The 24,611-nt window shown below is 70.3% G+C and carries 25 protein-coding genes; 16 read left to right on the top strand and 9 right to left on the bottom strand.

Annotated features, from left to right (window positions below; translation table 11 throughout):
* The first annotated feature begins 138 nt into the window (after positions 1–138).
* Entirely contained in the window at positions 139–1,488 is a 1,350-nt protein-coding gene (locus tag FCN22_RS01320; RefSeq protein WP_137119716.1) for a TrpB-like pyridoxal phosphate-dependent enzyme, read from the top strand.
* Positions 1,489–1,567: 79 nt separating this feature from the next.
* On the opposite strand, the gene FCN22_RS01325 is transcribed toward FCN22_RS01320, so the two are convergent.
* Positions 1,568–2,335, bottom strand: a complete 768-nt coding sequence (locus tag FCN22_RS01325) for an SDR family NAD(P)-dependent oxidoreductase (RefSeq protein ID WP_137119717.1) — start codon at positions 2,333–2,335, stop codon at positions 1,568–1,570.
* Between the two features lie 101 nt (positions 2,336–2,436).
* Here FCN22_RS01325 and FCN22_RS01330 point away from each other — a divergent pair, with 101 nt between their 5' ends.
* On the top strand, positions 2,437–3,279 hold the full coding sequence (locus FCN22_RS01330) for a helix-turn-helix transcriptional regulator (protein WP_137119718.1): 843 nt from the start codon (positions 2,437–2,439) through the stop codon (positions 3,277–3,279).
* A gap of 3 nt (positions 3,280–3,282) precedes the next feature.
* Here the strand turns inward: FCN22_RS01330 and FCN22_RS01335 are convergent, their stop codons facing one another.
* Entirely contained in the window at positions 3,283–4,128 is an 846-nt protein-coding gene (locus FCN22_RS01335) for an aldo/keto reductase (RefSeq protein ID WP_137119719.1), read from the bottom strand.
* A 118-nt stretch (positions 4,129–4,246) separates the two neighbouring features.
* Here FCN22_RS01335 and FCN22_RS01340 point away from each other — a divergent pair, with 118 nt between their 5' ends.
* Together FCN22_RS01340 and FCN22_RS01345 are read left to right on the top strand one after the other, a co-directional pair.
* Positions 4,247–4,552 carry a hypothetical protein gene (locus FCN22_RS01340; protein ID WP_137119720.1) on the top strand — a complete coding sequence of 102 codons (306 nt, stop codon included), beginning with the start codon at positions 4,247–4,249 and terminating at the stop codon, positions 4,550–4,552.
* 140 nt (positions 4,553–4,692) lie between these two features.
* Complete coding sequence (locus FCN22_RS01345) at positions 4,693–5,973, top strand: MFS transporter (protein WP_137119721.1); 1,281 nt, start codon at positions 4,693–4,695, stop codon at positions 5,971–5,973.
* Positions 5,974–5,981: 8 nt separating this feature from the next.
* On the opposite strand, the gene FCN22_RS01350 is transcribed toward FCN22_RS01345, so the two are convergent.
* Positions 5,982–6,902, bottom strand: a complete 921-nt coding sequence (locus tag FCN22_RS01350) for a cation diffusion facilitator family transporter (RefSeq protein WP_238384439.1) — start codon at positions 6,900–6,902, stop codon at positions 5,982–5,984.
* Between the two features lie 329 nt (positions 6,903–7,231).
* Between FCN22_RS01350 and FCN22_RS01355 the strand changes: the two genes are divergently transcribed.
* Together FCN22_RS01355 and FCN22_RS22465 are read left to right on the top strand one after the other, a co-directional pair.
* Positions 7,232–7,492 (top strand): hypothetical protein, encoded by a 261-nt coding sequence (locus tag FCN22_RS01355; protein WP_137119722.1) that lies wholly within the window; start codon positions 7,232–7,234, stop codon positions 7,490–7,492.
* The gene (locus FCN22_RS22465; protein WP_137119723.1) at positions 7,489–7,968 is read left to right on the top strand and encodes an amidohydrolase family protein; all 480 of its coding nucleotides are present in this window, start codon (positions 7,489–7,491) and stop codon (positions 7,966–7,968) included. Before FCN22_RS01355 ends, FCN22_RS22465 begins: the two co-directional genes overlap by 4 nt.
* Before the next feature lie 21 nt (positions 7,969–7,989).
* Here FCN22_RS22465 and FCN22_RS01365 read toward each other — a convergent pair whose 3' ends face one another.
* Positions 7,990–8,493: a GNAT family N-acetyltransferase gene (locus FCN22_RS01365; RefSeq protein WP_338016627.1), complete on the bottom strand. Its 504-nt coding sequence runs from the start codon at positions 8,491–8,493 to the stop codon at positions 7,990–7,992.
* A gap of 139 nt (positions 8,494–8,632) precedes the next feature.
* Here FCN22_RS01365 and FCN22_RS01370 point away from each other — a divergent pair, with 139 nt between their 5' ends.
* Positions 8,633–9,559 (top strand): GNAT family N-acetyltransferase, encoded by a 927-nt coding sequence (locus FCN22_RS01370; protein ID WP_137119724.1) that lies wholly within the window; start codon positions 8,633–8,635, stop codon positions 9,557–9,559.
* Between the two features lie 95 nt (positions 9,560–9,654).
* Here the strand turns inward: FCN22_RS01370 and FCN22_RS01375 are convergent, their stop codons facing one another.
* A complete protein-coding gene (locus FCN22_RS01375) occupies positions 9,655–10,389 on the bottom strand; it encodes a class I SAM-dependent DNA methyltransferase (RefSeq protein ID WP_137119725.1) in 735 nt (244 codons plus the stop codon).
* Positions 10,390–10,697: 308 nt separating this feature from the next.
* Between FCN22_RS01375 and FCN22_RS01380 the strand changes: the two genes are divergently transcribed.
* From FCN22_RS01380 to FCN22_RS01390, 3 genes are all read left to right on the top strand, one after another.
* On the top strand, positions 10,698–11,903 hold the full coding sequence (locus FCN22_RS01380) for a MalY/PatB family protein (protein ID WP_137119726.1): 1,206 nt from the start codon (positions 10,698–10,700) through the stop codon (positions 11,901–11,903).
* Between the two features lie 95 nt (positions 11,904–11,998).
* Positions 11,999–12,487, top strand: coding sequence for a hemerythrin domain-containing protein (locus FCN22_RS01385; RefSeq protein WP_137119727.1), 489 nt, complete (start codon positions 11,999–12,001; stop codon positions 12,485–12,487).
* Between the two features lie 128 nt (positions 12,488–12,615).
* Positions 12,616–13,410: a deoxyribonuclease IV gene (locus tag FCN22_RS01390; RefSeq protein WP_137119728.1), complete on the top strand. Its 795-nt coding sequence runs from the start codon at positions 12,616–12,618 to the stop codon at positions 13,408–13,410.
* Between the two features lie 46 nt (positions 13,411–13,456).
* Here FCN22_RS01390 and helR read toward each other — a convergent pair whose 3' ends face one another.
* Positions 13,457–15,616 carry an RNA polymerase recycling motor ATPase HelR gene (gene helR, locus FCN22_RS01395; protein ID WP_137119729.1) on the bottom strand — a complete coding sequence of 720 codons (2,160 nt, stop codon included), beginning with the start codon at positions 15,614–15,616 and terminating at the stop codon, positions 13,457–13,459.
* 263 nt (positions 15,617–15,879) lie between these two features.
* Here helR and pip point away from each other — a divergent pair, with 263 nt between their 5' ends.
* From pip to FCN22_RS01410, 3 genes are read left to right on the top strand one after another with little or no spacing between them, the layout of a single operon-like run.
* The gene (gene pip / locus FCN22_RS01400) at positions 15,880–16,869 is read left to right on the top strand and encodes a prolyl aminopeptidase (RefSeq protein WP_137119773.1); all 990 of its coding nucleotides are present in this window, start codon (positions 15,880–15,882) and stop codon (positions 16,867–16,869) included.
* A gap of 38 nt (positions 16,870–16,907) precedes the next feature.
* The gene (locus FCN22_RS01405; RefSeq protein WP_137119730.1) at positions 16,908–17,321 is read left to right on the top strand and encodes a YciI family protein; all 414 of its coding nucleotides are present in this window, start codon (positions 16,908–16,910) and stop codon (positions 17,319–17,321) included.
* 15 nt (positions 17,322–17,336) lie between these two features.
* Positions 17,337–18,479 carry an RNA polymerase sigma factor gene (locus FCN22_RS01410; RefSeq protein WP_137119731.1) on the top strand — a complete coding sequence of 381 codons (1,143 nt, stop codon included), beginning with the start codon at positions 17,337–17,339 and terminating at the stop codon, positions 18,477–18,479.
* Positions 18,480–18,594: 115 nt separating this feature from the next.
* Here the strand turns inward: FCN22_RS01410 and FCN22_RS01415 are convergent, their stop codons facing one another.
* Positions 18,595–18,912 (bottom strand): ArsR/SmtB family transcription factor, encoded by a 318-nt coding sequence (locus tag FCN22_RS01415; protein WP_137119732.1) that lies wholly within the window; start codon positions 18,910–18,912, stop codon positions 18,595–18,597.
* A gap of 91 nt (positions 18,913–19,003) precedes the next feature.
* Between FCN22_RS01415 and FCN22_RS01420 the strand changes: the two genes are divergently transcribed.
* Positions 19,004–20,257: an MFS transporter gene (locus tag FCN22_RS01420; RefSeq protein WP_162308096.1), complete on the top strand. Its 1,254-nt coding sequence runs from the start codon at positions 19,004–19,006 to the stop codon at positions 20,255–20,257.
* Here FCN22_RS01420 and FCN22_RS01425 read toward each other — a convergent pair.
* Complete coding sequence (locus tag FCN22_RS01425) at positions 20,204–21,082, bottom strand: GNAT family N-acetyltransferase (protein WP_137119734.1); 879 nt, start codon at positions 21,080–21,082, stop codon at positions 20,204–20,206. The two genes, FCN22_RS01420 and FCN22_RS01425, sit on opposite strands and share 54 nt — an antisense overlap.
* A gap of 99 nt (positions 21,083–21,181) precedes the next feature.
* A complete protein-coding gene (locus tag FCN22_RS01430; protein WP_137119735.1) occupies positions 21,182–21,568 on the bottom strand; it encodes a YciI family protein in 387 nt (128 codons plus the stop codon).
* A gap of 454 nt (positions 21,569–22,022) precedes the next feature.
* Between FCN22_RS01430 and dnaK the strand changes: the two genes are divergently transcribed.
* Complete coding sequence (dnaK, locus tag FCN22_RS01435; protein ID WP_137119736.1) at positions 22,023–23,933, top strand: molecular chaperone DnaK; 1,911 nt, start codon at positions 22,023–22,025, stop codon at positions 23,931–23,933.
* Positions 23,930–24,610: a nucleotide exchange factor GrpE gene (locus FCN22_RS01440; RefSeq protein ID WP_137119737.1), complete on the top strand. Its 681-nt coding sequence runs from the start codon at positions 23,930–23,932 to the stop codon at positions 24,608–24,610. Before dnaK ends, FCN22_RS01440 begins: the two co-directional genes overlap by 4 nt.
* Position 24,611 lies beyond the last annotated feature (1 nt).

Consider the following 24,611-nt stretch of genomic DNA (forward strand, 5'->3'; position numbering starts at 1 on the left):
CGGCAGGCCGCTGCGTCGTCGCCGCCCGTGTCTCGACCATAGGCCGCCCCGGCGGATCTCGCGCAGCGGAACCGGGAGACGTGAGGCATCCGGACCCCGTAGCGTCGGGGCGACACCCGCCGGCAGAAGGAGAGTCCGATGGACCAGCACAAGTTCATGCTCGACGAGTCGGAGATCCCCACCCACTGGTACAACATCGTCGCCGACCTGCCGACGCCGCCGCCGCCGCCGCTGCATCCGGCCACGCACGAACCGGTGGGTCCCGACGACCTGGCGCCGCTCTTCCCGCCGGAGCTGATCGCGCAGGAGGTCACGACCGAGCGATTCGTCGAGATCCCTGCGCCGGTCCGCGAGGTCTATGCGCAGTACCGCCCCTCGCCGCTGATCCGGGCACACCGGCTCGAGCGCAAGCTGGAGACTCCGGCGCGCATCTACTACAAGTACGAGGGCGTTTCGCCCGCCGGGTCGCACAAGACGAACACGTCGGTGCCGCAGGCCTACTACAACTCGATCAACGGCATCACGCGGCTGACCACGGAGACTGGCGCGGGACAGTGGGGGACGGCGCTCGCGTATGCCTGCTCGCTGTTCGGCCTGACGTGCGAGGTCTGGCAGGTCGGTGCCTCCTATGACACCAAGCCGCAACGTCGCACGATGATCGAGGTCTTCGGCGGCACGGTGCACCGGTCACCGAGCAGGCAGACCGCGTCGGGCCGCGCCTTCCCCGAGGACCACCCCGGCTCCCTCGGCATCGCGATCTCCGAGGCCGTCGAGCTGGCCGCGCAGGACCCGGAGGCGAAGTACGCCCTGGGGTCGGTGCTGAACCACGTGTTGCTGCACCAGACGGTGAGCGGCGAGGAGACCTTGCTCCAGCTGGCCAAGGCCGGCGAGGACTCCGTCGACCTGCTGGTCGGCTGCGCCGGTGGCGGGTCGAACTTCGCCGGGCTCGCCTTCCCCTTCCTGCGGGAGAAGCTGGCCGGCAAACTCGACCCGCGCATCCTCGCGGTCGAGCCCACGTCCTGCCCGACCCTGACCCGGGGCGAATACCGCTACGACTTCGGCGACACCGCCGGGCTGACTCCGCTGATGAAGATGTACACCCTCGGCCACGACTTCGTCCCCACACCGATCCACGCCGGCGGCCTTCGCTACCACGGGATGGCACCGCTGGTCTCGCACGCCGTGCACGAGGGACTGATCGAGGCGACCGCGCTGCACCAGACGGAGTGCTTCGAGGCGGCGGTGGAGTTCGCCCGCACCGAAGGCGTCATCCCCGCGCCGGAGTCGTCACACGCCCTGGCCCAGGTGCGCCGGGAGGCGCTGGCGGCCAAGGAGTCCGGGAAGGAGCAGGTCATCGTCGTGCTGCTGTCCGGCCACGGACTGCTCGAGCTCGGTGCCTACGACCAGTTCCTCGGCGGCCGGCTGCAGGACGACGAGCTCTCCGAGGAGTCCTTGCAGACGGCGCTCGCGGCGGTGCCGCAACTCTGACCTCGACCGCTCTCCGAGTTGTTGCTGGGAGAAGGCGTCACATGCGACGCCTTCTCCCAGCGACAAGTGGAGGTGGAGGTCACCAGGGGATCGGTCCGGACCTGTCGTAGAAGCCGCCGGTCGGGCCGTCCGCGCCGATGGTGGCCATCGCGACGATCGCGTCGGTGCCCTCCTCGATGTCCTGATGACCCTGGTGGTCGTTCAGGTCGGTCGCGGTGTAGCCCGGGTCGACGGCGTTGACCCGCATGCCGGGCAGCGCCTTGGCGTACTGCGCAGTGACCATGTTGAGGGCGGCCTTGGACGAGGGGTAGACGAGCGACTGGATGCGCGACTCGAGCCGGTCGACGTCGCTCGTGACACCGTGCGAGCCAACCCCGCTGGAGACCATGACGATCCGCGCTGCCCGCGAGGCGTGCAGCAGCGGCAGGAAGGCGTGCGTCACCCGGACGGGCCCGAGCACGTTCACGCCGTATGGCGCGAGGAAGTCCCCGGCGACGGTCGCCTCGACCGCGGTGCGGCCTCCGGTGATCCCCGCGTTGTTGACCAGGACGTCCAACCTCCCGCTCTCGGCGGTGACGACCTGCACCGCCTCCGCCACGGACTCATCCGAGGTGACGTCGAGCAGCAGGTGGCGGACGTCGGCGCCGTCGGTGGCGAGCTCGGCGGTCGCGGCCTTGCCCCGCTCCGGGTCGCGGGCGCCGAGGTAGACGGTCCAGCCGAGGGCCGCGATCCGGCGCACGGTCTCGCGGCCGAGGCCCTTGTTGGCGCCCGTCACCAGGGCGATGGTGGACGTGTTGTCGTGGGGTGCCGTGTCGGCGCTCTCGGGCGCCCTGTCTGTGGTGTTCATGGGCACCACGATCGACGTCATCGACGGGGCCATCCAGTGCCGGATGACCCTGGGAGCAGCGGTCCTACCCTGCGGCCGCCGCGGTGCACCATGCTGGAGGAGTGGATCGACAGGAGCTCGCTGCGGTGCTGCGCACCGCACGGCAGCGGATCAGCCCGGCCGACGTCGGCCTGCCCGCCGGGCCGCGCCGCCGCGTGGCCGGCCTGCGCCGCGAGGAGGTGGCCCAGCTCGCCGGGGTGAGCGTGGACTACGTCGTGCGGCTCGAGCAGGCTCGCGGACCGCACCCCTCGGCCCAGGTGCTGGGCTCGCTCGCCAGGGCGCTGCGCCTCGATGGGCGCGAGCGCGACCAGCTCTTCCTGCTGGCCGGGGCAGCGCCGCCGACGCCCGGCCAGATCAACTCCACGGTGCGGCCGGGCGTCCTGCGGATGCTCGACCGGTTCACCGACCTGCCTGCCCTGGTCCTCGATGCCAAGAGCGAGATCCTGGCGTGGAACCTGCTCGCTGAGGCGCTGTTGGGGGACATCTCGGCGTGGCCGTCCCGCAACATCGTCTGGCAGCGCTTCCTCGGCGAACCGGGCCGCGTGGCGATGGGCGAAGAGGAGGAGCGGCTCACCGCCGAGCAGTCGGTCGCCAGCCTGCGCGCGGCCAGCGCGCGCTACCCCGGCGACCGTGGTCTGCGCCGACTGGTGCGCGAGCTGCGCGCGGGCAGCGAGCGATTCGACCGGTTGTGGCGGGAGGGCCGCTCGAGTGCCTGGCGCAGCCACACCAAGACCGTGGTGCACCCCGAGCTGGGCCCATTGTCCCTCGACTGCGACACGATGCTGGTCCCCGACGACGATCAGTCGATGATCGTCTACTCGGCCGCACCCGGCAGCCGGGAGTCCTCGGCCCTGGCACTGCTGCGGGTCATGGGCGCACAGCAGATGAGCGAGTCGCGGTCCTGAGGATCAGCGGTACTGGGTGAACGCGGCCGTGGCGGGGTCCTCGCCGGTGCGGTTGCCAGCCTCGAGCGCGTCGATCGACGCGACCTCGTCGGCCGAGAGCTCGAAGTCGAACAGGTCGATGTTGGAGCGGATCCGCTCCGGAGTGACCGACTTCGGGATGATGATCGTGCCGTGCTCGAGGTGCCAGCGCAGCACGACCTGACCCGGCGTCTTGCCGTGCGCCTCGGCGACGTCGAGCACCGCCTGCTGGTCGAGGTCGACGCCCTGTCCCAGCGGCGAGTACGCCTCCACGGCGATGCCGGCCGCGCGCGTGGCGTCCTGGACGGCGGTCTGCTGCAAGGTCGGGTGCACCTCGATCTGGTTGACCACCGGCGTGACCTCGGTCTGCACCAGGAGCGTGTCGAGGTGCTCGGGCAGGAAGTTGGAGACGCCGATCGCGCGGACGGCCTTCTCGGCATACAGCTTCTCGAAGGCCTTCCAGGTCTCGACGTAGAGGCCGGCGCTCGGCAGCGGCCAGTGGACCAGGTAGAGGTCGATGACGTCGAGGCCGAGGGCGCGGCGACTGTCCTCGAACGCCTGCAGCGCCTTGTCGTGGCCCTGGTCGCCGTTGCGCAGCTTCGTGGTGACGAACAGCTCGTCGCGGGGGATGCCGCTGGCCTTGATGGCGGCACCAACCCCCTCCTCGTTGTAGTAGGCCGCGGCGGTGTCGATGTGCCGGTAGCCGCTCTCGAGCGCGAGCTCGACGGCCTGCTGGGTGCCGTCCTCGGGGACCTGGAACACGCCATACCCGACCTGCGGGATCTTGATGCCGTTGTTGAGCTTCACGGTGGGAACGCTGCTGGCAGTCACGAGAGTGAGACCTTTCGTCGGCGGATGTGGCAGGCGCAAGCACGCGGCAACGCGGCGCCCATGACGGACAACCCGCGTCTGCGCCCGGGGATTCCGGATCGCTCCACGGTCTCACGCCGTGGCCAGGAGCGACATCGCCGGATCCATGGACGCCGGCGATGTCGGGTGGCAACATCAGGTCATGGCAGAGGTCACGCCCTTCCCGAGGGTGGGGACGGTGTTCTTCGACACGCGAGCGGACGGCCGCACGCTGCGGTTGTCCTGGCACGAGGACTCTGGCACCTTCGTCCTCAGCATCTGGCACCACGAGACCTGCACCGCGTCGTTCCGGCTGGACTCCAGCGAGGCCCCTCGACTGCTGTATGCCGTCGGCTCCGCCCTCGCCAGCGGCGAGGTCCCACCGACCCTGCGCGCCAGCAGCTGAGCACCCGACCCGGCGCGTTCAGGCATCGACCCGCGCGGGCTCCGCGGGCACCGGCTCCTGCCGCCGCGCTGAGCCCGCCGACCGGCGACCGGCGAAAACCGGGCGACGGGCGGGCAGGGGCTTGGTAGCCTCGCCGCGCCGTGCTGACCTCCCTGCTCTGGCGGCCGAAGTGGCCCGCCGACACCGTCCGGACCTACTACGTCCTGAACGTCGTCATGACGTTGTGCTTCACCCTCTTCTCGACCCTCAGCCTCGTCTACATGGCCACCACGGTCGGCCTCAGTCCGCTGCAGATGGTGCTGGTGGGGACGGTGCTCGAGGCGGTGTGCTTCTGCTTCGAGGTCCCCACCGGGATCGTGTCGGACCTCTACAGCCGGCGGCTGTCGATCCTCATCGGGCTCCTGCTCGTGGGGGGCGGCTTCCTGCTGCAGGGGCTGGTCCCCACCTTCGCCGGGGTGTTGGCCGCGCAGGTGGTGTGGGGGATCGGCTACACGTTCACCTCGGGGTCGATCGAGGCCTGGCTCGCCGACGAGATCGGCGTCGAGGCCATCGGGCCGATCTTCACCCGGGAGGTGCAGCTCTCTCTCGGTGCGACCTTCGTGGCCGTCATCGGCGCGGGCGCCTTGGGGCTGGTTGACATCCGGGTTCCCATGGTGGCTGGCGGAGCAGGCCTGGTCCTCCTCGCCGGCTGGCTCGCCCTGACCATGCCGGAACGGCGCTTTGCCCGAACTCCGGCCGCGGAGCGGGAGACGTTCGCGCAGGTGGGCCGGTCGTTCACCGCCGGCGTGTCCATGGCGCGCCGCAGTCGGGTGGTCCGATCGTTCTTGCTCATCAGCCTCATCGGCGGCCTGTCCAGCGAGGCCTTCGACCGGTTGTGGACGGTGCGGGTCCTCGAGCTCGACCTTCCCGGCCCGTTCGACGCCGCGAGTCCCGTCATCCTGTTCGCCGGGATCACTCTGATCGGCACGGTGATCTCGTTGCTGTCCTCCATCGTCGTGGGCCGGGTGGGTCCGGACCACGTCAACGCGCTGCACCCCGGCGGCCTGCTCGCCTGCCTGGCTTTGGTCCAGGTGGCGGGGATCATCGGCCTCGCGCTGCTCGGCAACCTGTGGGTCGCCCTCGTGGCCATGTGGGTCCGCGGGGCAGCGGCGACGGTCGCCGCGCCGATCGAGTCGGCCTGGCTCAACCGCAACGTCGAGTCGAAGGTGCGCGCCACGGTGCTGTCGATGAACGGCCAGGCGAACGCCATCGGGCAGGTGGTCGGGGGTCCTCCACTCGGGGCCCTGGCGAACCGCACCTCGGTGTCGACCGCACTCACCGCGTCCGCGCTCGTCCTCTCGCCGATCGCGCTGGTCTGTGCGCGGCTGCGTCCCGGCGTTGCCGTCCCGAGAGCCGAAGGCGAGCTCGACCGACGTACGTGAATGCCGGGTCAGTGGGTCCCGGGCTCGTGCGTCGCGTGGCTGGCCGGCTCCAGCTGGAAGGTGGAGTGCTCGACGTCGAAGTGGCCCACGAGGCACGCCTGCAGGGCGTCGAGGATCTGTGGTGCGTGGCCGTCGTGGAAGCAGGAGTCGGCGAGCACGACGTGCACCGAAAGGGTCGGCAGGTCGGAGGTGACGCTCCAGACGTGCAGGTCGTGCACGTCGGCGACGTGCTCGGTGGAGAGCAGGTGCTCGCGCACATGGTCGAGGTCGATCTTCTCCGGCGCCGCCTCCAGGAGCACGCGGCCGCTGTCGCGCAGCAGGGCCCAGGCGGCGCGCAGCATCAACGCGACGACGACGAGGGAGGCGATCGGGTCCGCCCGCGCCCAGCCCGTGGCGACGATGACCACTCCGGCGACGAACGTGCCGATGAACGCGTAGAGGTCGGTGACGATGTGCTGGTAGGCGCCTTCCACGTTGAGGCTCGAGCGGTTTGCACGCGCCAGCGACCAGGCCGCGACGAGGTTCACAGCGACACCGACGAGCGCGACGACGACCACAGGGCCGCCCTCGACCGGTGGCGGCTGGATGAGTCGGCGGATCGCCTCCAGCCCGACGACACCCGAGACCACGAGCAGCGTGGCGCCGTTGGCCGCGGCCGAGAGGATCTCGGCGCGCTTCCAGCCGAACGTCCACGACCCGCCGGCGGCACGGGCCGCGAGCCGCATGGCCCACAGTGCCCCCGCGATCGCTCCCACGTCGGAGAGCATGTGCCCGGCGTCGGACAGCAGGACGAGTGAACCGGAGACGACGGCGACGACCACTTCGCCGATCATGAACGCCAGCAGCAGGATCAGGACGATGAGCAGGTAGCGGCGGTCGGCGTGCACCCCCACCGCGTGCGTGTGACCGTGGTGCTGCTCCTTGCTCACGCCCCAAGGCTATCCGGGCTGGGAGCAGGCGCCGCCACCGCTCGGGGAGGTGCAGGAACCGTTGCAGAGGCAGGCCGTCCGACCCTCAAACCCGCTGGAAATCCCTGCGACCCGTACCACTCCCGGACGCTAGCGTCGATCGCGGCGGGCGGCGTCGTTCGAGAAGCGGGCCAACGAAGGAGCACAGTGTGTACGACCTGATCGTGCGCGGGGGCCGAGGCGGCCGAACGCATCGACGCCGGCGGACGCGCGGTCTCACCCGGGTTCATCAACGTGCTCAGCCACTCCTACTTCACCATGCTGCACGACCCACGGTCGCTCGGTGAGCTGTGACCCTGCAGGTCTTCGGCGAGGGCGATGCCATGGGCCCGCTGCGACCGGAGCAGCAACCTGCCCTCGAGCAGGAGGTGCCGGAGCTCGGCCTGGAGATCAGGTTCAGCCGACTGTCGGAATACCTCTCGTATGTCGAGTCGCAGGGCTGCTCGCAGAACGTCGCCTCCTTCGTGGGCAACGGCACGCTGCGGCCCTGCGTCATGGGATACGAGGACCGCCCGCCCACGGCAGCCCGGTCGACACCGCGCTCAGCATGATCGGTGAGGACTGCTCACGGGTCGGTGTGGCGTTCTTCTCCATGTCCGAGGACAACCTCGCGGAGCAGCTGCGACACCCGTGGGTGAGCATCTGCTCCGACAGCTCCTCCGTCGCGCCGGAAGGGGTTTCGCTCCGATCGCCGAGACATCCACGGGCCTACGGGTCGTTCGCGCGGGTGCTGCGCAAGTACGTCCGTGAGGAACGGCTGCTGACCCTGGCCGAGGCCGTCGACCGGATGACCCGCCTGCCCGCCGCCAACTTCGGCATCACCGGCCGCGGCCGCCGGGAGGAGGGCGCATTTGCCGATGTCGTCGTCTTCGACCTCGCCACGGTGGCCGACATCGCCACCTTCGACCACCCGCACCGGCTCTCGGTCGGCGTGGGCGACGTCGTGGTCAACGGTCGGGCGGCGATCCGGGGCGGCGAGTTCACCGGCACGCTGGCCGGCCGGGCAGTCCGTCGAGGTTCGCGCTGACGGCTCGTGGGGGTGAGCGACTCAGTCCACTGTGGGGGAGCGGCGCTCGACCAGGACGGTGTCACGCCAGCGTCCGTGCTGTCGGGCGATGCGCTCCCGCGTGCCGACGATCCGGAAGCCGGCTCCCGCATGCAGGGCGAGACTGGCGGCGTTCGTGGGGAAGAGGGACGACTGGACGGTCCAGATCCCGCCGCGGTCGGCGGCCTCGAGCAGGGCATCGAGCAACAGGGCACCGACACCCCGGCCCCGCGAGTCGCTCCGGACGTAGACCGAGTGCTCGACAACACCCGCGTATGCCGCGCGGCCGGACACGGCGGAGCAGGCGACCCACCCCAGCATCCGACCCGAGCCGTCGAGTGCCACGAAACTCAGGTCCGGGCGCCTGCCGGCGCGAAACCCGGCCCAGCTCGGCAGTTGCGTCTCGAACGTCGCGTCGCCACCGGCGATGCCCTCCGCGTAGATGGCGAGCACCTGCTCCGCGTGTCCGTCCTCCATCGACGCGACCGACACCGAGTCATGCGTCACTCCATCGTCTCCAACGCGCACGTTGCCATTCTCACCTGTCGGCCGCTGACGCGGTCGGAGGCTGCCAGTGGGGAGCCCTCCGGACCGGTCCTGGTGCGGCTCGTCGACATCGTGGCTCAGCGTTGGGCATAGTGCGCTGGTGACCTCCGACCTCGAGCTGCAGCCCCTCTCGTCCGGTGACCTCCCGGAGTGGAAGCCCCGCGTGCGTCAGCGACTGGTCGGCCAGCGGGTCAGCGCGGGGTGGCGTCCTGCCGACGCGGAGGCGCTCGCGTCCCGGGTGTTCGACCGGGCTCTACGGGATGGCGAGCTGGACCGGGGTCAGCACGTATGCCGGGTGGTCGCGCAGGACGCGGAGGTCGGCTTCGTCTGGCTGATGGGGGTCGACGGACAGGACTCGGCGCACGTCGTGTGCGTGGACGTGGAGCTCGAAGTGGCGGGGTCGGCGTTCGAAGTGGTCGCCGAGTCCGCTCGGGAGCTCGGGGCGAGCCGGATCGTGATCAGCCGGTTCGATCGCGACGAGGCGACCGACGCCTTCCTGGCCGGGGAGGATCTCGAGCTGATGGCAACCAGGATGGAGCTCGATCTCTCCCAGGAACCGGGCCGCGAGGAGCGGGTGCGGCTCGTGCCGATGACCCGGAAGCGATTCGACGCCTTCGTGCGGCACGGCATCGAGCACTACGCCCGCTCGATGTACGACTCCGGAAGTCACACGGATCTGAGTGCGGCCAGGGAGGACTCGCGCCGGCAGCACGAGCAGCTCCTGCCCCGGGGAGTGGAGTCGCCCGGGCACTGGCTGTGGTCGGCATACGACGGGGACGACGAGGTTGGTGTGCTCTGGGTCAACGTGGACGGCGACCGGGCCTTCATCTACGACATCGAGGTGGACGAGGCCTGCCGCCGGCGGGGCTACGGCGGCGCGATCCTCCGGGCAGGCGCCCGCGCGTCGATCGAGCGAGGGGCGAAGGTGTTGGGACTCAACGTCTTCGGCCCCAATGCCGGCGCGCGGGCGCTCTACGAGAAGTTCGGGTTCCGCGCGATGGAAAGGGTCGTCATCGTCAACCTCTGAAGGCTCGGCTCCGGATCCGGGGGACAATCTGTGCGTTTCGCGCCCACGCCCGAGATGGCCGCAACTGTGCGTTTCGTGGCCGGGCGCCCGGGTGGTCAGCCCTTGCGCCACACGGAGACGTGCTTCTCGCTCTCGGACGTGAAGGGGCTGCCGTCCCAGTCGGCCAGCCGTTCCTCCAGCTGCAGCCCGGCGAGCCGGGCCATCAGGTCGAGCTCCGACGGCCACACGAAGCGGTAGTGGTGCGCGCCGTAGCGCATCCTGCCGTCGGCCTCCCGGGTGTAGTGGTGCGACACCGCCTGCTGGGTCGCCAGGTCGTAGGTGTCGAAGCCGACGTGCTGCTCGCCCACGTCGGACGGCACCGCGAGCTGGCCTGGTGGCAGCCGGCGCAGGCAGGGCACGCCCACCTCGACCACGAACCGGCCGCCGGAGCGCAGGTGCCGTGCCGCGTTCTCGAAGCACGCGACCTGCTCCTCCTGGGTGCGCACGTTGCCGATCGTGTTCCACACCAGGTAGACCAGCGCGAACTCGCCGGGCACGGTCGTGCTCGCCATGTCGCCGACGACCACCGGCAGGGTCTGCTCGTCGACCTTGCGCCGCAACTGCTCGACCATGGGTGCCGACAGCTCGATTCCGGTCACCGGCACGCCCCGGGACCGCAGCGGTATGCCGACGCGTCCGGTGCCGATCGCGAACTCCAGGGCCGGGCCGTTGCCCGCCAGCCGGGCGAGGTGCTCGACGGCCGGGCCGAGCACCTCCGGAGCGAACATCTCGGTGGCCTCGTCGTCGTATCGCTCGGCGGTCTCGGTGTCCCACAGGTCTGCGCTGCTCATGGGCGGCAGTCTGGTGATCCGGTGCTCGCCCTGTCGACCGGTTTTCGACTCCTCGGGGTCGGCTCGCGATCAGCGCCGCATCAACGCGAAGACGCCCCAGCCGGGGTATGCGCGTTGGTACCGGGTGTATCTCACGGGGCGCTGGCCCGGTCACGCGCGGCGTCGAGGAACGGTGGATGGATGTCCCCCCCGTGCCGCGGATGCCGTGCCTCTTCACGTGGAACCGGTGGAGTCTTGAAACTAGCGAGGCGCACCTGCGGCAGCAACGAGGTTTCGGTGCCGGCCGCCGAGGTGCGAGGCTGGGCGTCATGGCGCACGAGATCCCGAACCCGTTGGAGACCCTGACCCTGCCCCAGTTGCGTGAGCGCACGAGCATGAAGTGGCGAGCCTTCGAGCCGGACGTCCTTCCGCTGTGGGTGGCCGAGATGGACGTGCCCCTGGCCGACCCCGTGGCGCGCGCCCTCACCGACCTGGTCTCGCGAGGGGACACCGGCTACCCCTCCGGGACGGCGTATGCCGAGGCGCTGGCGGCGTTCGCGGCGGAGCGGTGGGACTGGGACGGGATCGCCGTCGAGCGCAGCACGATCGTGCCCGACGTGATGATGGGGATCGTCGAGGTGCTGCGGCTCATCACCAGGCCCGGTGAGCAGGTGATCGTCAACAACCCCGTCTACCCCCCGTTCTACTCGTTCATCGAGCACATGGACCGGCGCATCCTCGAAGCGCCCGCGGGCCAGGACGGCCGCCTCGACCTGGCGGTTCTGGAGGGGGCGATGGAGCAGGCGACAGCGGGAGGTGCGGGCGCGGCATACCTGCTCTGCAACCCGCACAACCCCCTCGGCACGGTGCACACCGCGCGCGAGCTCGAGGCGGTTGCCGCGCTGGCGGAGCGACACGGTGTCCGCGTCGTGGCCGACGAGATCCACGGGCCGCTGGTGCTGCCCGGGTCGCGGTTCGTGCCCTATCTCAGCGTGGCCGGCTCGGAGCGCGGCTTCGCACTGATGTCGGCCTCCAAGGGGTGGAACCTCGCTGGACTCAAGGCCGCGCTCGCCGTCGCCGGCCCGGAGGCCGCGAAGGACCTGGCCCGGATGCCCGAGGAGGTCAGCCACGGCCCCAGTCATGTCGGCGTGGTCGCCCACACCGCGGCCCTGCGCGAGGGAGGTCCGTGGCTGGACGCGCTCCTCGCGGGGCTGGACCGCAACCGGGAGCTGCTGGCGCAACTCGTGGCCGAGCACCTCCCGACGATCGGCTACCGGTCACCCGAGGCAACCTTCCTGGCCTGGCTGGACTGCCGCACCCTCGGCCTGGACGAGAGCGGCGCCGACGGTCGGGGCAACGTGATGACGAGCTCCGGTCCCGCCGCCTTCTTCCTCCAGCACGCACGAGTGGCGCTCAACGCCGGGTCGGCCTTCGGGACAGGTGGCGTGGGGCACTGCCGGCTCAACTACGCCACCTCGACGTCGATCCTGACCGAGGCCGTCGAGCGGATGGCCGACGCTGTCGCGGACGCCTGACCCGTCCGGGCAGATTTCTCCTGTCCTCCCGAGGGCAGCCGGGCCAGACTAGGAGACGAAGGGCCAAGCTGCCCGTTGGTCGAAGGAGGAACCGGATGTCGGAGAAGTTGTCGAGCGCTCTGGAGCGCGAACACCGCGAGATCGACCGTGCGATCGAGGCCTTCGTCGCCAACACCGCAGACCCCGTGCCGCTGCAGTGCGCGATCGACGCGCTGCGGCGGCACATCTACCTCGAGGAGGCGTTCCTGTTCCCGCCGCTTCGCGAGGGCGGGCTGTCCATGCCCATCTTCGTGATGGTGCGCGAGCACGGCGACCTCTGGGACGCCATGGACGGGCTGGAGGAGCTGCTGGCCCAGGGCGCCAGCGGCGACGGGACCGCGAAGGCCTGCCGGAGCCTGCTCGAGCAGCTCGACCAGCACAACTCCAAGGAGGAGCCGGTCATCTATCCACAGGCCGATCACAACCTGTCCGACGAGGCGACGACGCAGCTGCAGTCGTTCATCGAGTCCGGCCGGATGCCGGACGGCTGGGTGTGCGAGCGCGCCGCCGGTGCTCCGAGCCGCACCAGTCTCTTCGGTCACTGACCCGGGGCGGCCACCGCTCCCGCGCCGCCAGACACACGGCGAGACCGCGGAGTCACCAGCACCAGCCCGGTTTCGACGGCAAAAGTTCTCTCGGACTCCGTGTCGGTCGAGGTTCGTAGGCTGGGGGCATGACGATCTCCATCGGCGCACACGTCGAGCAGACCGACCCCGTTGCGGAGGCCCAGGCCCGCGGGGCGTCGCTCGTCCAGTTCTTCTTGGGCGACCCGCAGGGTTACAAGGGCCCCGAGGTGCGCTATGCCGGGGGCGCCGCCGCGCTCCGTTCGGCGGCGGAGGAGGCCGGCATCGACCTCTACGTCCACGCGCCCTACATCATCAACGTGGCCACCACGAACAACCGGATTCGCATCCCGAGCCGCAAGCTGCTGCAGCAGCACATGGACGCGGCCACCGAGATCGGCGCCAAGGGTCTCATCGTCCACGGCGGGCACGTGAACAAGGGCGACGACCCCGCCAAGGGCTTCGACAACTGGCGCAAGGCGGTCGAGGCGACCCACTGCACGATCCCGATGCTGCTCGAGAACACCGCGGGCGGTGACAACGCGATGGCGCGGCGCCTCGACCGGATCGAGGGCGTGTGGGAGGCGATCTCCCGCGCGGAGGGGCACGAGCAGGTCGGCTTCTGCCTCGACACGTGTCACGCGTGGGCCGGCGGCATCCCGCTCACCGAGGCGGTCGAGCGCGTCCACGCCATCACCGGCCGGATCGACCTCGTGCACGCCAACGACAGCCGTGACGCGTTCGACTCCGGGGCCGACCGGCACACCAACTTCGGGCAGGGGCAGTTGGACCCCGACGAGTTCGCCTCGGTGGTGCGGGATGCCGGCGCGCCTGTCGTCTGCGAGACCCCGGGCGGCCCGGAGGAGCACCGAGCCGACTTCGACTGGCTGCGCGGGCGCCTCTGACCTTCCGTGGACACTGGTGCCCGTCGTCCCGCCCGGCAGGACGTGGTCAGGACCTCGTCAGTATGACGAGTCGCTGGGTCGCCCGGGTCATCGCGACATAGCGGTCGACGGCTCCCTCGACGCCCGTGCCGAACGAGTCCGGGTCGATGAGCACCACCAGGTCGAACTCGAGCCCCTTGGCCAGCTCCGGAGTCAGTGAGCGGACGCGGGTCGTGGACCGGAACGTGGGGTCACCGATGACGCAGCCGATCCCTTCGGTGTGCTCGGCGAGCCAGTCCCGAAGGATCGGGGCTCGCTCCGACACGGATCCGTGCCTGACGGGGATGCCGCTGCTGCGCACCGAGGTCGGCACGTTGGCGTCAGCGAGCGCACCCCGGATGACCGGCTCGGCCTCGGCCATGACCTCCTCCGGCGTCCGGTAGTTGATGCTCAGCGACGCCAGCTCTATCCGATCGATGCCGATGCGCTCGAGCCGTTCCTGCCACGACTCGGTGAACCCGTGCCTGGCCTGGGCTCGGTCCCCGACGATGGTGAAGCTCCGGGACGGGCATCGCTGGAGCAGCATGTGCCACTCGGCGTCGGTCAGCTCCTGGGCTTCGTCGACCACGACGTGCGCGAACGGACCCGCGAGCGCGTCTGGTTCGCCTGTCGGCAGCACGTCCTCATCATCGAGGGTGTTGCGCGCGTCGTCGCCACGCAGCATCGACATCACCTGCATCTCGGAGTCGTCGTTCTCGATGAGGTGGTCGATGACCTCGGACATCTGCTTGCGCCCGGCCGCCAGGGTCGCCTGCTGTCGACGCTTGCGGTGGGAGGCCTCGGGGTCACCGAGACGCTGGCGGGCGGCGTCCAGCAACGGGAGGTCGGACACCGTCCAGGCATAGGGCTCGTCGCGCTGGAGGGCGCGGGCCTCGTCCGGCTGGAGCCAGGGCGCGCACCTGCGCAGGTAGGCCGGGACCGACCAGAGGTCGGCGACCAGGTCGGTCGGCTCGATCAGCGGCCAGGCCTGGCCCAACGTCTCGTTGAGCCCGCGGTGCCGTCGCAGGGCTGCCCGCAGCGTCTCCGCGGAGACCTCCGCGTGGTCGTGCTTGTCGACCAGGATGTCCAGCAGGGTCTCGAGCACCTGGTCGCGGGCCTCGTTGTGGGCGGCACCGGGCTCCGGCGACTCGAACGCCTCGGTCCAGTCGTCGCGGCTGAGCCACAGGTCGCCCCAAGCAGTCTCGACCTCCATGCCGTGGGCCGGCGGCTCCTCGTAGAGGCTGACCGCTGGCTCGATGGCAGTCACCATCCGCGCCGACGACTTCAGCCGGGTCACGTCCGGGTCGGTGTCCGGCCCAGCAGCGGCTCCCTCGGGGACGAGGTCGCGCAAGGTGCAGGTGCGCACGCCCTCCTCGCCGAGGCTGGGCAGCACATCGGAGACATAGGCGAGGTAGGGCTGGTGTGGACCGACGAACAGCACTCCACCGCGGTGGTGGCCAAGGCGCGGGTCCGAATAGAGGAGGTAGGCGGCGCGGTGCAGTGCGACGACGGTCTTCCCCGTGCCCGGACCGCCGTCGACCACGAGAGCACCGCGCGAGCCGGCCCGGATGATGGCGTCCTGGTCGGACTGGATGGTGCCGAGCACGTCCCGCATCCGGGGCGACCGGTTGCTGCCCAGGCTGGCGATGAACGCGGACTGGTCGTCCAGTGCCGGGTGCCGGTCCAGCGTGGCCGTCCCGTCCGTCGTGAAGACCTCGTCCCAGTAGTCACTGACGCGACCGCGCGTCCATCGATACCGGCGGCGGCTCGCCAGACCCATCGGGTCCGCGTGCGTCGCCCCGAAGAACGGCTCGGCAGCCGGGGATCGCCAGTCGATCAGCAACCGTCGTCCTTCGCTGTCCCTGAGGCCGAGTCGTCCGACATAGACCGGCTCAGAGTCATCCGACGCGACCATGTGCCCGAGGCACAGGTCCAGACCGAAGCGACCCATGAGGCGAAGCCGGGCGGTCAACCGGTGAACCTCCAGGTCCCGGTCCATGGCCTCCTGCCCCGCGCCACCCGGCGCCCTGCGTGCGGCGTCGAGGCGGTCGGTCAGGTCAGCGGTCGACTGCTCGAGACAGTCGGCGATCGCCGCGAAGTGGCGTTCATCGTCGGCGATCATCGTCGGGTCGGTCTTGGCGGTGAGGTGGTCGGGAAGGTCGAACGCGCTGACGGTCAGGGGAGTCACCTGATCGGCTCCGAATCTGAAGCTCCAGGAAGCGCGCACGAGGCCGGTTCCCCATGCTGTCGGCGAGAGCTTCGAACGGTGATTCTGCGTCACGAACGGGGCCTTGCCGCAAGCCCCCTGGTGCGCTATAAGTTGGAAACGGAGGGGGATCCATCCTGCGGTTCAGATGTTGGCGCTGACGTGAGCCCGCTGCCACGGGACCCTTCGCGGCTCGCGCCGGAACGACCGGCGGCCCTCGACGCGTTGGACGGGGCGTGGAGGAGATGAGCGACGCGGCGCCCAATCGAGAGGGACTGCTCGACGTCGGTGACGGGCAGCGGGTCTGGTGGAGCGAGTTCGGCGATCCACACGGCATACCCGTGCTGGTGGTGCACGGGGGGCCGGGCGGCGGCAGCCTGCCCTCGATGCGCCATCCCTATGACCCGTCGACCTATCGCGTGGTGTTGTTCGATCAGCGGGGCACCGGTCGCAGCACGCCGCACGCGAGCGATCCGGATGTCAGCCTGGAGACCAACACGACGTGGCACCTGGTCGCCGACATGGAGCGGCTCCGGCGCGAGCTGGGGATCGACCGATGGGTCCTGTCCGGTTCTTCCTGGGGGACCACGCTGGCGCTGGCCTACGCCCAGACTCACCCCGACCGAGTGCTGGCGATGATCCTGCGCAGCGTCACCACGTTCCGGGCCAGCGAGCTCGACTGGGTCTACCGGGACGGCGCGAACCACCTTCTGCCAGAGCGGTGGGAGGAGTTCGTCGCCCCCATCCCGCCGGAGGAGCGCGACGACCTCGTGGCCGGCTACCGGCGACGGCTGGAGTCGGGCAGTCCGGAGGCTCGGATCGCAGTGGCCCTGGCCTGGACGCGGTGGGAGACGGCAGGCATGTTGTCGGCGCCCGACCCGTTCATCGAGGACCTGTTTGCCCAGCCACGGTTCGCGTTGGCGTTCGCGCGGATCGAGAGCCACTACACGGCTCACCGGGCCTTCCTGCGCGAAGGCCAGCTGATCTCCGGTGTCTCCGCCCTGGCCGGTCTGCCGGCGATCCTGATCCAGGGCCGCCACGACCTGTGCACCCCACCGGTCACAGCGTGGGACCTGCATCGAGCGTGGCCCGGCTCCGAGCTGCACCTCATCGAAGGCGAGGGACACCGGCTCAACAGCGCCGCAGCGGTATTCGCGCGGGCCACGGAGTCGGTGGCGCGGCGGCTCGGCGGGTCGGATGTCGAGAACGTCCACACGGCTCCGTCCTCGGGGTGATGGCGGCATGATGGCCGTCACGGACGAAAGGGCGAACGATGACGAAGTACCTGTTGCTCAAGCACTACCGGGGCGGCCCGAAGCCGATGCCGAACAGCGAGGCACCGATGGAGGACTGGACACCTCAGGAGATCTCGGACCACCTTGCGTTCATGAACCACGTGGCCGACGTGCTCCGCGAGCGAGGGGAGTACGTCGAGGGCCAGGCGCTCTCGCCCGAGGGCGCGTTCGTGCGGTTCGACGGTGAGGGCAAGCCGCCGGTGACCGACGGGCCGTTTGCGGAGACCAAGGATCTCATCGCCGGCTGGATGGTCATCGACGTCGACTCCGTCGAGCGCGCCCACGAGGCGGCTGCCTTCCTGTCGTCAGCGCCGGGAAAGGGCGGGAAACCGCTGCAGGAGTGGATCGAGGTCCGACCCTTCATGACCGAACCCCCCGTCGTCACAGAGTGAGCTGGCGCCGCCGACATGGCCGACCTCGGTGACCTGCTCAAGGGCTTCGGCCCGCAGGTTCTCGGTGTCCTCGTCCGCCGCGGAGGCGACTTCGCGGCGGCCGAGGACGCTGTGCAGGAGGCGATGATCGAGGCGCTTCGACACTGGCCGCAGGCGATGCCCGACGACCCGAAGGCGTGGCTGGTCACCGTCGCCTCCCGCAAGTACGTCGACGCCCAACGCTCCGAGCTCGCCCGACGCCGGCGCGAGCTCCTCGACGGAGACCGGCCTGCTCCCGGGCCCACCGAGCAGGTGGACGACACCCTCCTGCTGCTCTTCCTGGCCTGTGCCCCGGCACTCACTCCGCCGTCGGCCGTCGCCCTCACCCTGCGCGCTGTCGGCGGTCTGACGACCCGCCAGATCGCCTCGGCATACCTCGTGCCCGAGGCCACCATGGCCCAACGGATCAGCCGTGCCAAGGCAAGCATCCGCGGCCGGCGGCTGACCGAGCCGGGTGACCTGGGAGCCGTCCTGAAGGTGCTCTACCTGATCTTCAACGAGGGCTACGGGGGCGAGGTGGACCTCGCGGCCGAGGCCATCCGGCTCACCCGGCAGCTGGCCGCCGCGAGCGACGAGCCGGAGGTGGCGGGGCTCCTGGCCCTGATGCTCCTGCACCACGCACGTCGGGCGTCCCGCCGCACCGGTGAGGGGCAGCTCGTGCCGCTGGCCGCGCAGGACCGGTCGCGGTGGGACACCGGCCTGATCGCCGAGGGAGTCGAGGTGCTGCAGTCAGCGCTCGCGAGGGACCGGCTCGGTGAATACCAGGCGCAGGCAGCGATCGCGGCACTGCACGCCGATGCGTCCTCGGCCGAGGAGACCGACTGGCCGCAGATTCTCGAGTGGTATGACGAGCTCAACAGGATCACCGACAGCCCGGTCGTGGCGCTCAACCGGGCCGTCGCGGTGGGTGAGGTCGACGGCCCGCTGGCTGGATTGCGTGCCGTTGCAGAGGTGCCCGCTGATGTTCCGCGGCAAACCGCCGTGCGCGCCTACCTGCACGAGCGTGCTGGCGACCTCGCGCGGGCACGAAGCCTGTATGCCGAGGCGGCGCGGGCGGCGAGCAGCGCCGCCGAACGTGAGCACCTCACTCGCCAAGCCGCCCGACTGCACTCGTCCTGATCCAGCTTCGGACTCGGTCGCGCTCCGGGCCGCGGTGCCAGACTGCGCGCTTGGCATGATGAACCGGTGGGTAAGGACTCGGGGTGGCGGAACACGGCCCGGGCCAGCCGAGCCCTCAGCCCAGCGCAGCGGTCACCGAGTCGAGCAGCCCCGGGTAGAGGGCGTCGACCTCGGCGCGGCGCAGGCGCTGGTGCACCTGCCCGCCGATCTTCGAGCGCTCGAGGACACCGGCCTCCCGCAGGATCTTGAAGTGGTGACTGGCGGTCGACTTCGACACCTCGTCGTAGAGCAGCGAGCAGGGCTGCGCGGCGCCGGCGGCATCGAGGCGGCGCACCATCTCGAGGCGCACGGGGTCGCTGAGCGCGGCCAGGACCGACTGGATCGACGCCACGGGGTACCCGTCCGGGTCGTGGGGGGTTTCCGTCTCGGGCATGGGACCAGCATAAAACAAGTTTGATGAGCATCAAACCCAGCGTAATCTCAACGCGGAAGGTTTGATGAGCATCGAACATGAGGGAGCGGCCGTGACCACAGCTATCGGCGCAGCGACAACGTTGCGTCACGACTCGGCATACCGCTTGCTGCTTGCCCTGATGGGGGTCGCCCTTGCCGTCTCGGGCGCACCGACGCCGCTCTACTCGACCTACGAGAAGGCTTGGCAGCTCAGCCCACTCACGATCACTGCCCTGTTCGCGACGTATGCCGTGGCGGCATTGTCCGCGATCGTCGTCGCGGGGCCGCTCACGGATGCGCTCGGCCGCAAACCTGCGCTGGTGGGGTCGGGCGTCGGGATGTTCGCTGGTCTGGTGATGTTCGTCGTGGCACACCAGACGTGGGAGCTGTTCGTGGCCCGCGCGATCCACGGCGCCTCCATCGGCACCGCGGTGGTCGCCGGCGCGGCCGCGATGCTCGACCTGCGCCCGACCGAGGGCGACCGCACGGGACGGCTCACCGGCATATTCTTCGCGGCCGGCATGGGCCTCGGCATCCTGGTGTCCGCGTTGCTCGCTGACCACGCCCCGGACGCGCTCGTCACTCCGTATGCCGTCCTCGGGCTGCTGATGGTCGGCGTGACGCTCGCGCTGACCACCATCCCCGAGACCCACCGAGTGCGCCGGACGCACATCCACGTGGCCCGCCCGCACGTGCCGGGCCCGATCGGCAACGACTTCCGTTTCGCCGTGTTGTCGGCGGGGACGTCCTGGGTCCTCATCGGTATGTATCTCTCGCTCTTCCCCGGTCTCGCGACCGGGCAGGTTGGCCTGCACGGGCACACCTTCGGTGCGGTGGTGGTCGCCGCGATGATGCTGTCGGCTGCAGCTGCGCAGGCCGTCGTGGGGCGCCATGCGGCCCGGCCCCTCGGGATCACGGGCGACGCGGTCATGGCGGTGGGCGTCCTGCTCAGCGTGCCGGCGGTCCGGAGCGGGCACGCCGGCCTCATCGTGGGCAGCGCCGTGGTGCTCGGCGTCGGGTTCGGCCTGGCCTTCAGTGGGGCCCTGCGGCACCTCGCCTCCGTGCTCCCCGCGGACGCCCGTGGTGGTGTCATGTCGGCGTTCTACATCTGCTGCTACTCCGCGATGGCGCTTCCTGCCGTCGCGGCCGGCTGGGCGGCGAGCCGCTGGGACCTCGACGGCGTCTACTCCGTCTTCGCGGCGGCCGTCGCCGTCGTCTGCCTGGCCGGTGCCGGCCTCGGCGTCCGGCTCCAGCGCTCGGGGCCGGTCGCGTCACCCCTCGCGGTAGAGGTCCCGGCGCTGGGGAAGTGCCCGGAAGCCACCTGAGCGGTAGGTGGCGACGGCGCCGACGTTGGAGCTCGGCGTGCACACCACGGCGCTCGACGCGCCCATCTCCCGGAGTGCCGCCGCGGCGGCGAGGGTGATCGCCGTGCCGTAGCCGCGACCGCGGTGGTCCCGGTGCACGCCCAGTGGCTCGAGCAGGCCGGGTCTGCCGCGCCCGGCCGACCAGACCGTGACCGCCGCGACCGGCGCGTCCTGCCCGTCGTACGCAACCAGGCACCGCGCATCGACATAGGCCACCCCGCCGGCCATCGCGTGCCAGCGCTCCGGCGTGAAGTTCGACCCGTCGAACGACGCGCGCTGGACGTCCACCCGGTCGGCGACCCGCTCGGGTGCCGACTCGGGGCCGACGGCCTCGATCCGCAGGCCCCGGGCCGGCACCGGTTCGGCGAGGCCACGGCGCAGCGGGCTCCAGGGCTCGTCGTCCTGCCAGCCCTCCTCGCGCAGCAGCTTTTGGAGCAGTGGCACCGCGGGCACCTCCACGGCCGCCCGCCCCGCGAGCAGGACGCCGCGCCGCGGTTCGGTCAGGTCCTGGGCCAGCCGGTCGGCCAGCTCCTCATCCCGGTCTGCATCCGGCGCGATCGTCAGCCGCAGGGTGCGGGGGTCGTCCACCAGCCCGACCGCGAGGAGTCGCCCGTCCCGGCTCCAGGTGCGGACGGCGGCGGCCAGGGTCCGCTCGCCGAACGACCAGTTCCAGCCCAGGTCCCCGGGGTGAAGCTGCATCGGCGACCCCTCGTACTGCCAGTCGCGCAGCGCGCCCACCGCCGCGGCGAGCCCGTTGGCGCCCGGCCGTTCCATCACGATCGTCATCCCGCGATCACACACCGTCGTCGCGGTCGGGGTCACCCGGTTTTCGAGCGCACTCCTGGAGGTGGGCACGGAGTGACCGACAACGGGTAACGGGGCATCTCATTCACGTCCCTGCGTCTGCCGCTCGATGATCTCCTCGACCCCGGAGCCGAACCGGTGCACTTCCTGCGGCCAGTCAAGGGTGACGGCCATCCGCCCCGCCCACTCGCGGGCGGCCTCGTCGTCGGGCACCTCGATGACGGTGAAGCCGCCCAGGTGCTCCTTGGTCTCGACGAACGGCCCGTCGGTGAAGACCGGCTCTCCGTCCTTGGTCTCGACGCTGAACAGCGCGGTCGAGGCGTCGATACCGCCCTCGGCGTAGACGAAGACGCCGGCCGCCTTCATCTCGTCGAGCAGGGCGTGCGAGGTCGCGCTCTTGGTGCGTAGGTCGTCGGGCGTCTGGTCGGGCACCCACTCGTCGTTGAACATGATCAGGTACTGAGCCACTGTCGTCTCCTCTCGACTCGGGCCGGGGCCGCCGCCTCGCGACCTCGGCTCCAGCGGCCGGACGGCCGCTCACCTACTCCACGAACGACTGCACCGTCATACGACACCACGGAAGGACCGCTTGGGAGGGGTTGACCGCACGTCACGCTGGCACTACCTCGCGACACGCAGCACGACACGCCGGTATGGCGTCCGTTCACCCCAGTAGTGCCAGCGCGAGTTGCGACGTCAGGCCGCAAGCGGCCGAGCGACTGGGGCCGACTGCCGCAGGGCCGGGAATGAATCCGCCACCGGTACAGTTGAGCCTGACGAACTCAAGTTTGCGGAGCCTCAGTTTGACAACTCGGGCGGGAAGTCTGCAGATTGAGTGTTGACGCATCAACCAGCTGGTGAAGTCTCCCGACAGCACGCCGGGAGCACCGAGCCAGGCACCCGACATACAGGAGAGTCACTCATGGCACGTGCGGTAGGAATCGACCTCGGCACCACCAACTCGGCGGTCGCGGTCCTCGAGGGTGGCGAGCCCACCATCATCGCCAACGCCGAGGGCGGCCGCACCACGCCGTCCGTCGTCGCGTTCTCGAAGAACGGCGAGGTCCTCGTCGGCGAGATCGCCAAGCGCCAGGCCGTCACCAATGTCGACCGGACCATCCGCTCCGTCAAGCGCCACATCGGCACCGACTGGACGTCGCCGGAGATCGACGGCAAGAAGTACACCGCGCAGGAGATCAGCGCGCGCATCCTGCAGAAGCTCAAGCGCGACGCCGAGTCCTACCTCGGTGAGGACGTCACCGACGCGGTCATCACCGTGCCGGCCTACTTCGACGACCGCGAGCGCCAGGCCACCAAGGAGGCCGGCGAGATCGCGGGCCTCAACGTCCTGCGCATCATCAACGAGCCCACCGCGGCGGCGCTCGCCTATGGGCTCGACAAGGGCAAGGAGGACGAGCTCATCCTCGTCTTCGACCTCGGCGGCGGCACCTTCGACGTGTCCCTCCTGGAGGTCGGCAAGGACCCGGAGGACGGCTTCTCGACGATCCAGGTCCGGGCCACCAACGGTGACAACAAGCTCGGTGGCGACGACTGGGACGACCGCATCGTCCAGCACCTGCTGACCACGGTGAAGAACCACACGGGCACCGACCTGTCCGGCGACAAGATCGCCATGCAGCGTCTGCGTGACGCCGCGGAGCAGGCCAAGAAGGAGCTCTCGACCGCGTCCAACACCAACATCAGCCTGCAGTACCTCTCGATGTCGGAGAGCGGCCCGATCCACCTGGACGAGTCGCTGTCGCGCGCGCAGTTCGAGCAGATGACCGCTGACCTGCTCGAGCGCACCAAGGCGCCGTTCCACAACGTCATCAAGGACGCGGGCATCAAGGTCAGCGAGATCGACCACGTGGTGCTCGTCGGTGGTTCGACCCGTATGCCGTCCGTGACCGAGGTCGTCAAGAAGCTCACCGACGGCAAGGAACCCAACAAGGGCGTCAACCCCGACGAGGTCGTGGCGGTGGGCGCGAGCCTGCAGGCTGGTGTGCTGAAGGGCGAGCGCAAGGACGTGCTGCTCATCGACGTCACCCCGCTGTCGCTCGGCATCGAGACCAAGGGCGGCCTGATGACCAAGCTCATCGAGCGCAACACGGCCATCCCGACCAAGCGCTCCGAGGTCTTCACCACGGCCGACGACAACCAGCCGTCGGTGATGATCCAGGTCTTCCAGGGTGAGCGCGAGCTGGCCCAGCACAACAAGCCGCTCGGCAACTTCGAGCTGACGGGTATCGCCCCCGCCCCCCGTGGCGTCCCGCAGATCGAGGTCACCTTCGACATCGACGCCAACGGCATCGTGCACGTGTCCGCCAAGGACCGCGGCACCGGTCAGGAGCAGTCGATGACGATCTCCGGCGGCAGCGCGCTGCCGAAGGAGGAGATCGACCGCATGGTGAAAGAGGCCGAGGCCCACGCGGAGGAGGACAAGAAGCGCCGCGAGGAGACCGAGTCCCACAACACCGCGGAGCAGCTGGTCTACTCCACCGAGAAGTTCCTGGCCGACAACGCCGACAAGATCCCGGCCGAGAGCCGCGGAGACGTCGACAGCGCCCTGGCCGACCTCAAGGAGGCCCTGAAGGACGGCTCCGGCGCGTCCGCCGAGGACATCAAGGCCAAGAGCGCCAAGCTGTCCGAGGAGTCGCAGAAGGTCGGCACGGCAATGTATGCCGCCTCCCAGTCGGAGCAGCCGGCCGACGGCGCCGCGGGTGACCCCGGAGCGACGGACCCCGGTGCGGGAGCGGCCGGTGACAGCGCGAGCTCGGCCGACGAGGACGTCGTCGACGCCGAGGTCGTCGAGGACGAAGAGGAGAAGAAGTGACCGACGAGCCAGTGCACGGGGCCGCGAGCCCGCCGGAGAACCCGGAAGCGGCCGAGGAGACCGTCGGGCCGGTGATCCGCGACAAGCGGCGGCTCGACCCCGAGACCGGCGCCGTCCGCGGCGCCGGCTCGGGGCAGCCGGCCGCCGGGGCGTCCCCGAGCGGTGACGGTTCGACCCGGGCCGCAGACACCGCAGACTCGCAGGGGAGCCAGGCCGGGTCCGGCGCCTCGGAGGCGCCGGCCAATCCCGACGCCACGCTGGCCGACGACCTCAAGCGCGACCTGCAGCGGCTCAACGCCGAATACGTCAACTACAAGCGGCGCGTGGACCGCGACCGTGAGCTGCACAAGGATCTCGCCGTGAGCGGTGTCGTGGAGGCTCTGCTGCCGGTGCTGGACGACATCAACCTGGCGCGGCAGCACGGCGACCTCGAGGGCGGGCCGTTCGCGGCCATCGCGGAGAAGTTCGAGACGACCCTCGGCCGCTACGGTGTCGTGCGCTACGGCGAGCCCGGCGAGGCGTTCGACCCCAACGTGCACGAGGCCCTGATGCACACCGAGGCCGAGCTGGCACCCGGCACGGAGGTCACCACGATCGTGCAGGTGATGCAGCCCGGCTACAAGATGGGAGAACGGGTCATCCGACCCGCCCGCGTGGCGGTCGCCGACCCGCAGTGAC

This window comes from Segeticoccus rhizosphaerae (assembly GCF_005222685.1).
Lineage (GTDB): Bacteria > Actinomycetota > Actinomycetes > Actinomycetales > Dermatophilaceae > Segeticoccus > Segeticoccus rhizosphaerae.

Coding starts and splice junctions, on each gene's coding strand:
- FCN22_RS01320 (WP_137119716.1), top strand. CDS start 139: ATGGACCAGCACAAGTTCATGCTCGACGAGTCGGAGATCCCCACCCAC.
- FCN22_RS01325 (WP_137119717.1), bottom strand. CDS start 2,335: ATGAACACCACAGACAGGGCGCCCGAGAGCGCCGACACGGCACCCCAC.
- FCN22_RS22465 (WP_137119723.1), top strand. CDS start 7,489: ATGATCGGTGAGGACTGCTCACGGGTCGGTGTGGCGTTCTTCTCCATG.
- FCN22_RS01375 (WP_137119725.1), bottom strand. CDS start 10,389: ATGAGCAGCGCAGACCTGTGGGACACCGAGACCGCCGAGCGATACGAC.
- FCN22_RS01380 (WP_137119726.1), top strand. CDS start 10,698: ATGGCGCACGAGATCCCGAACCCGTTGGAGACCCTGACCCTGCCCCAG.
- FCN22_RS01385 (WP_137119727.1), top strand. CDS start 11,999: ATGTCGGAGAAGTTGTCGAGCGCTCTGGAGCGCGAACACCGCGAGATC.
- FCN22_RS01390 (WP_137119728.1), top strand. CDS start 12,616: ATGACGATCTCCATCGGCGCACACGTCGAGCAGACCGACCCCGTTGCG.
- pip (WP_137119773.1), top strand. CDS start 15,880: ATGAGCGACGCGGCGCCCAATCGAGAGGGACTGCTCGACGTCGGTGAC.
- FCN22_RS01405 (WP_137119730.1), top strand. CDS start 16,908: ATGACGAAGTACCTGTTGCTCAAGCACTACCGGGGCGGCCCGAAGCCG.
- FCN22_RS01410 (WP_137119731.1), top strand. CDS start 17,337: ATGGCCGACCTCGGTGACCTGCTCAAGGGCTTCGGCCCGCAGGTTCTC.
- FCN22_RS01415 (WP_137119732.1), bottom strand. CDS start 18,912: ATGCCCGAGACGGAAACCCCCCACGACCCGGACGGGTACCCCGTGGCG.
- FCN22_RS01425 (WP_137119734.1), bottom strand. CDS start 21,082: ATGACGATCGTGATGGAACGGCCGGGCGCCAACGGGCTCGCCGCGGCG.
- dnaK (WP_137119736.1), top strand. CDS start 22,023: ATGGCACGTGCGGTAGGAATCGACCTCGGCACCACCAACTCGGCGGTC.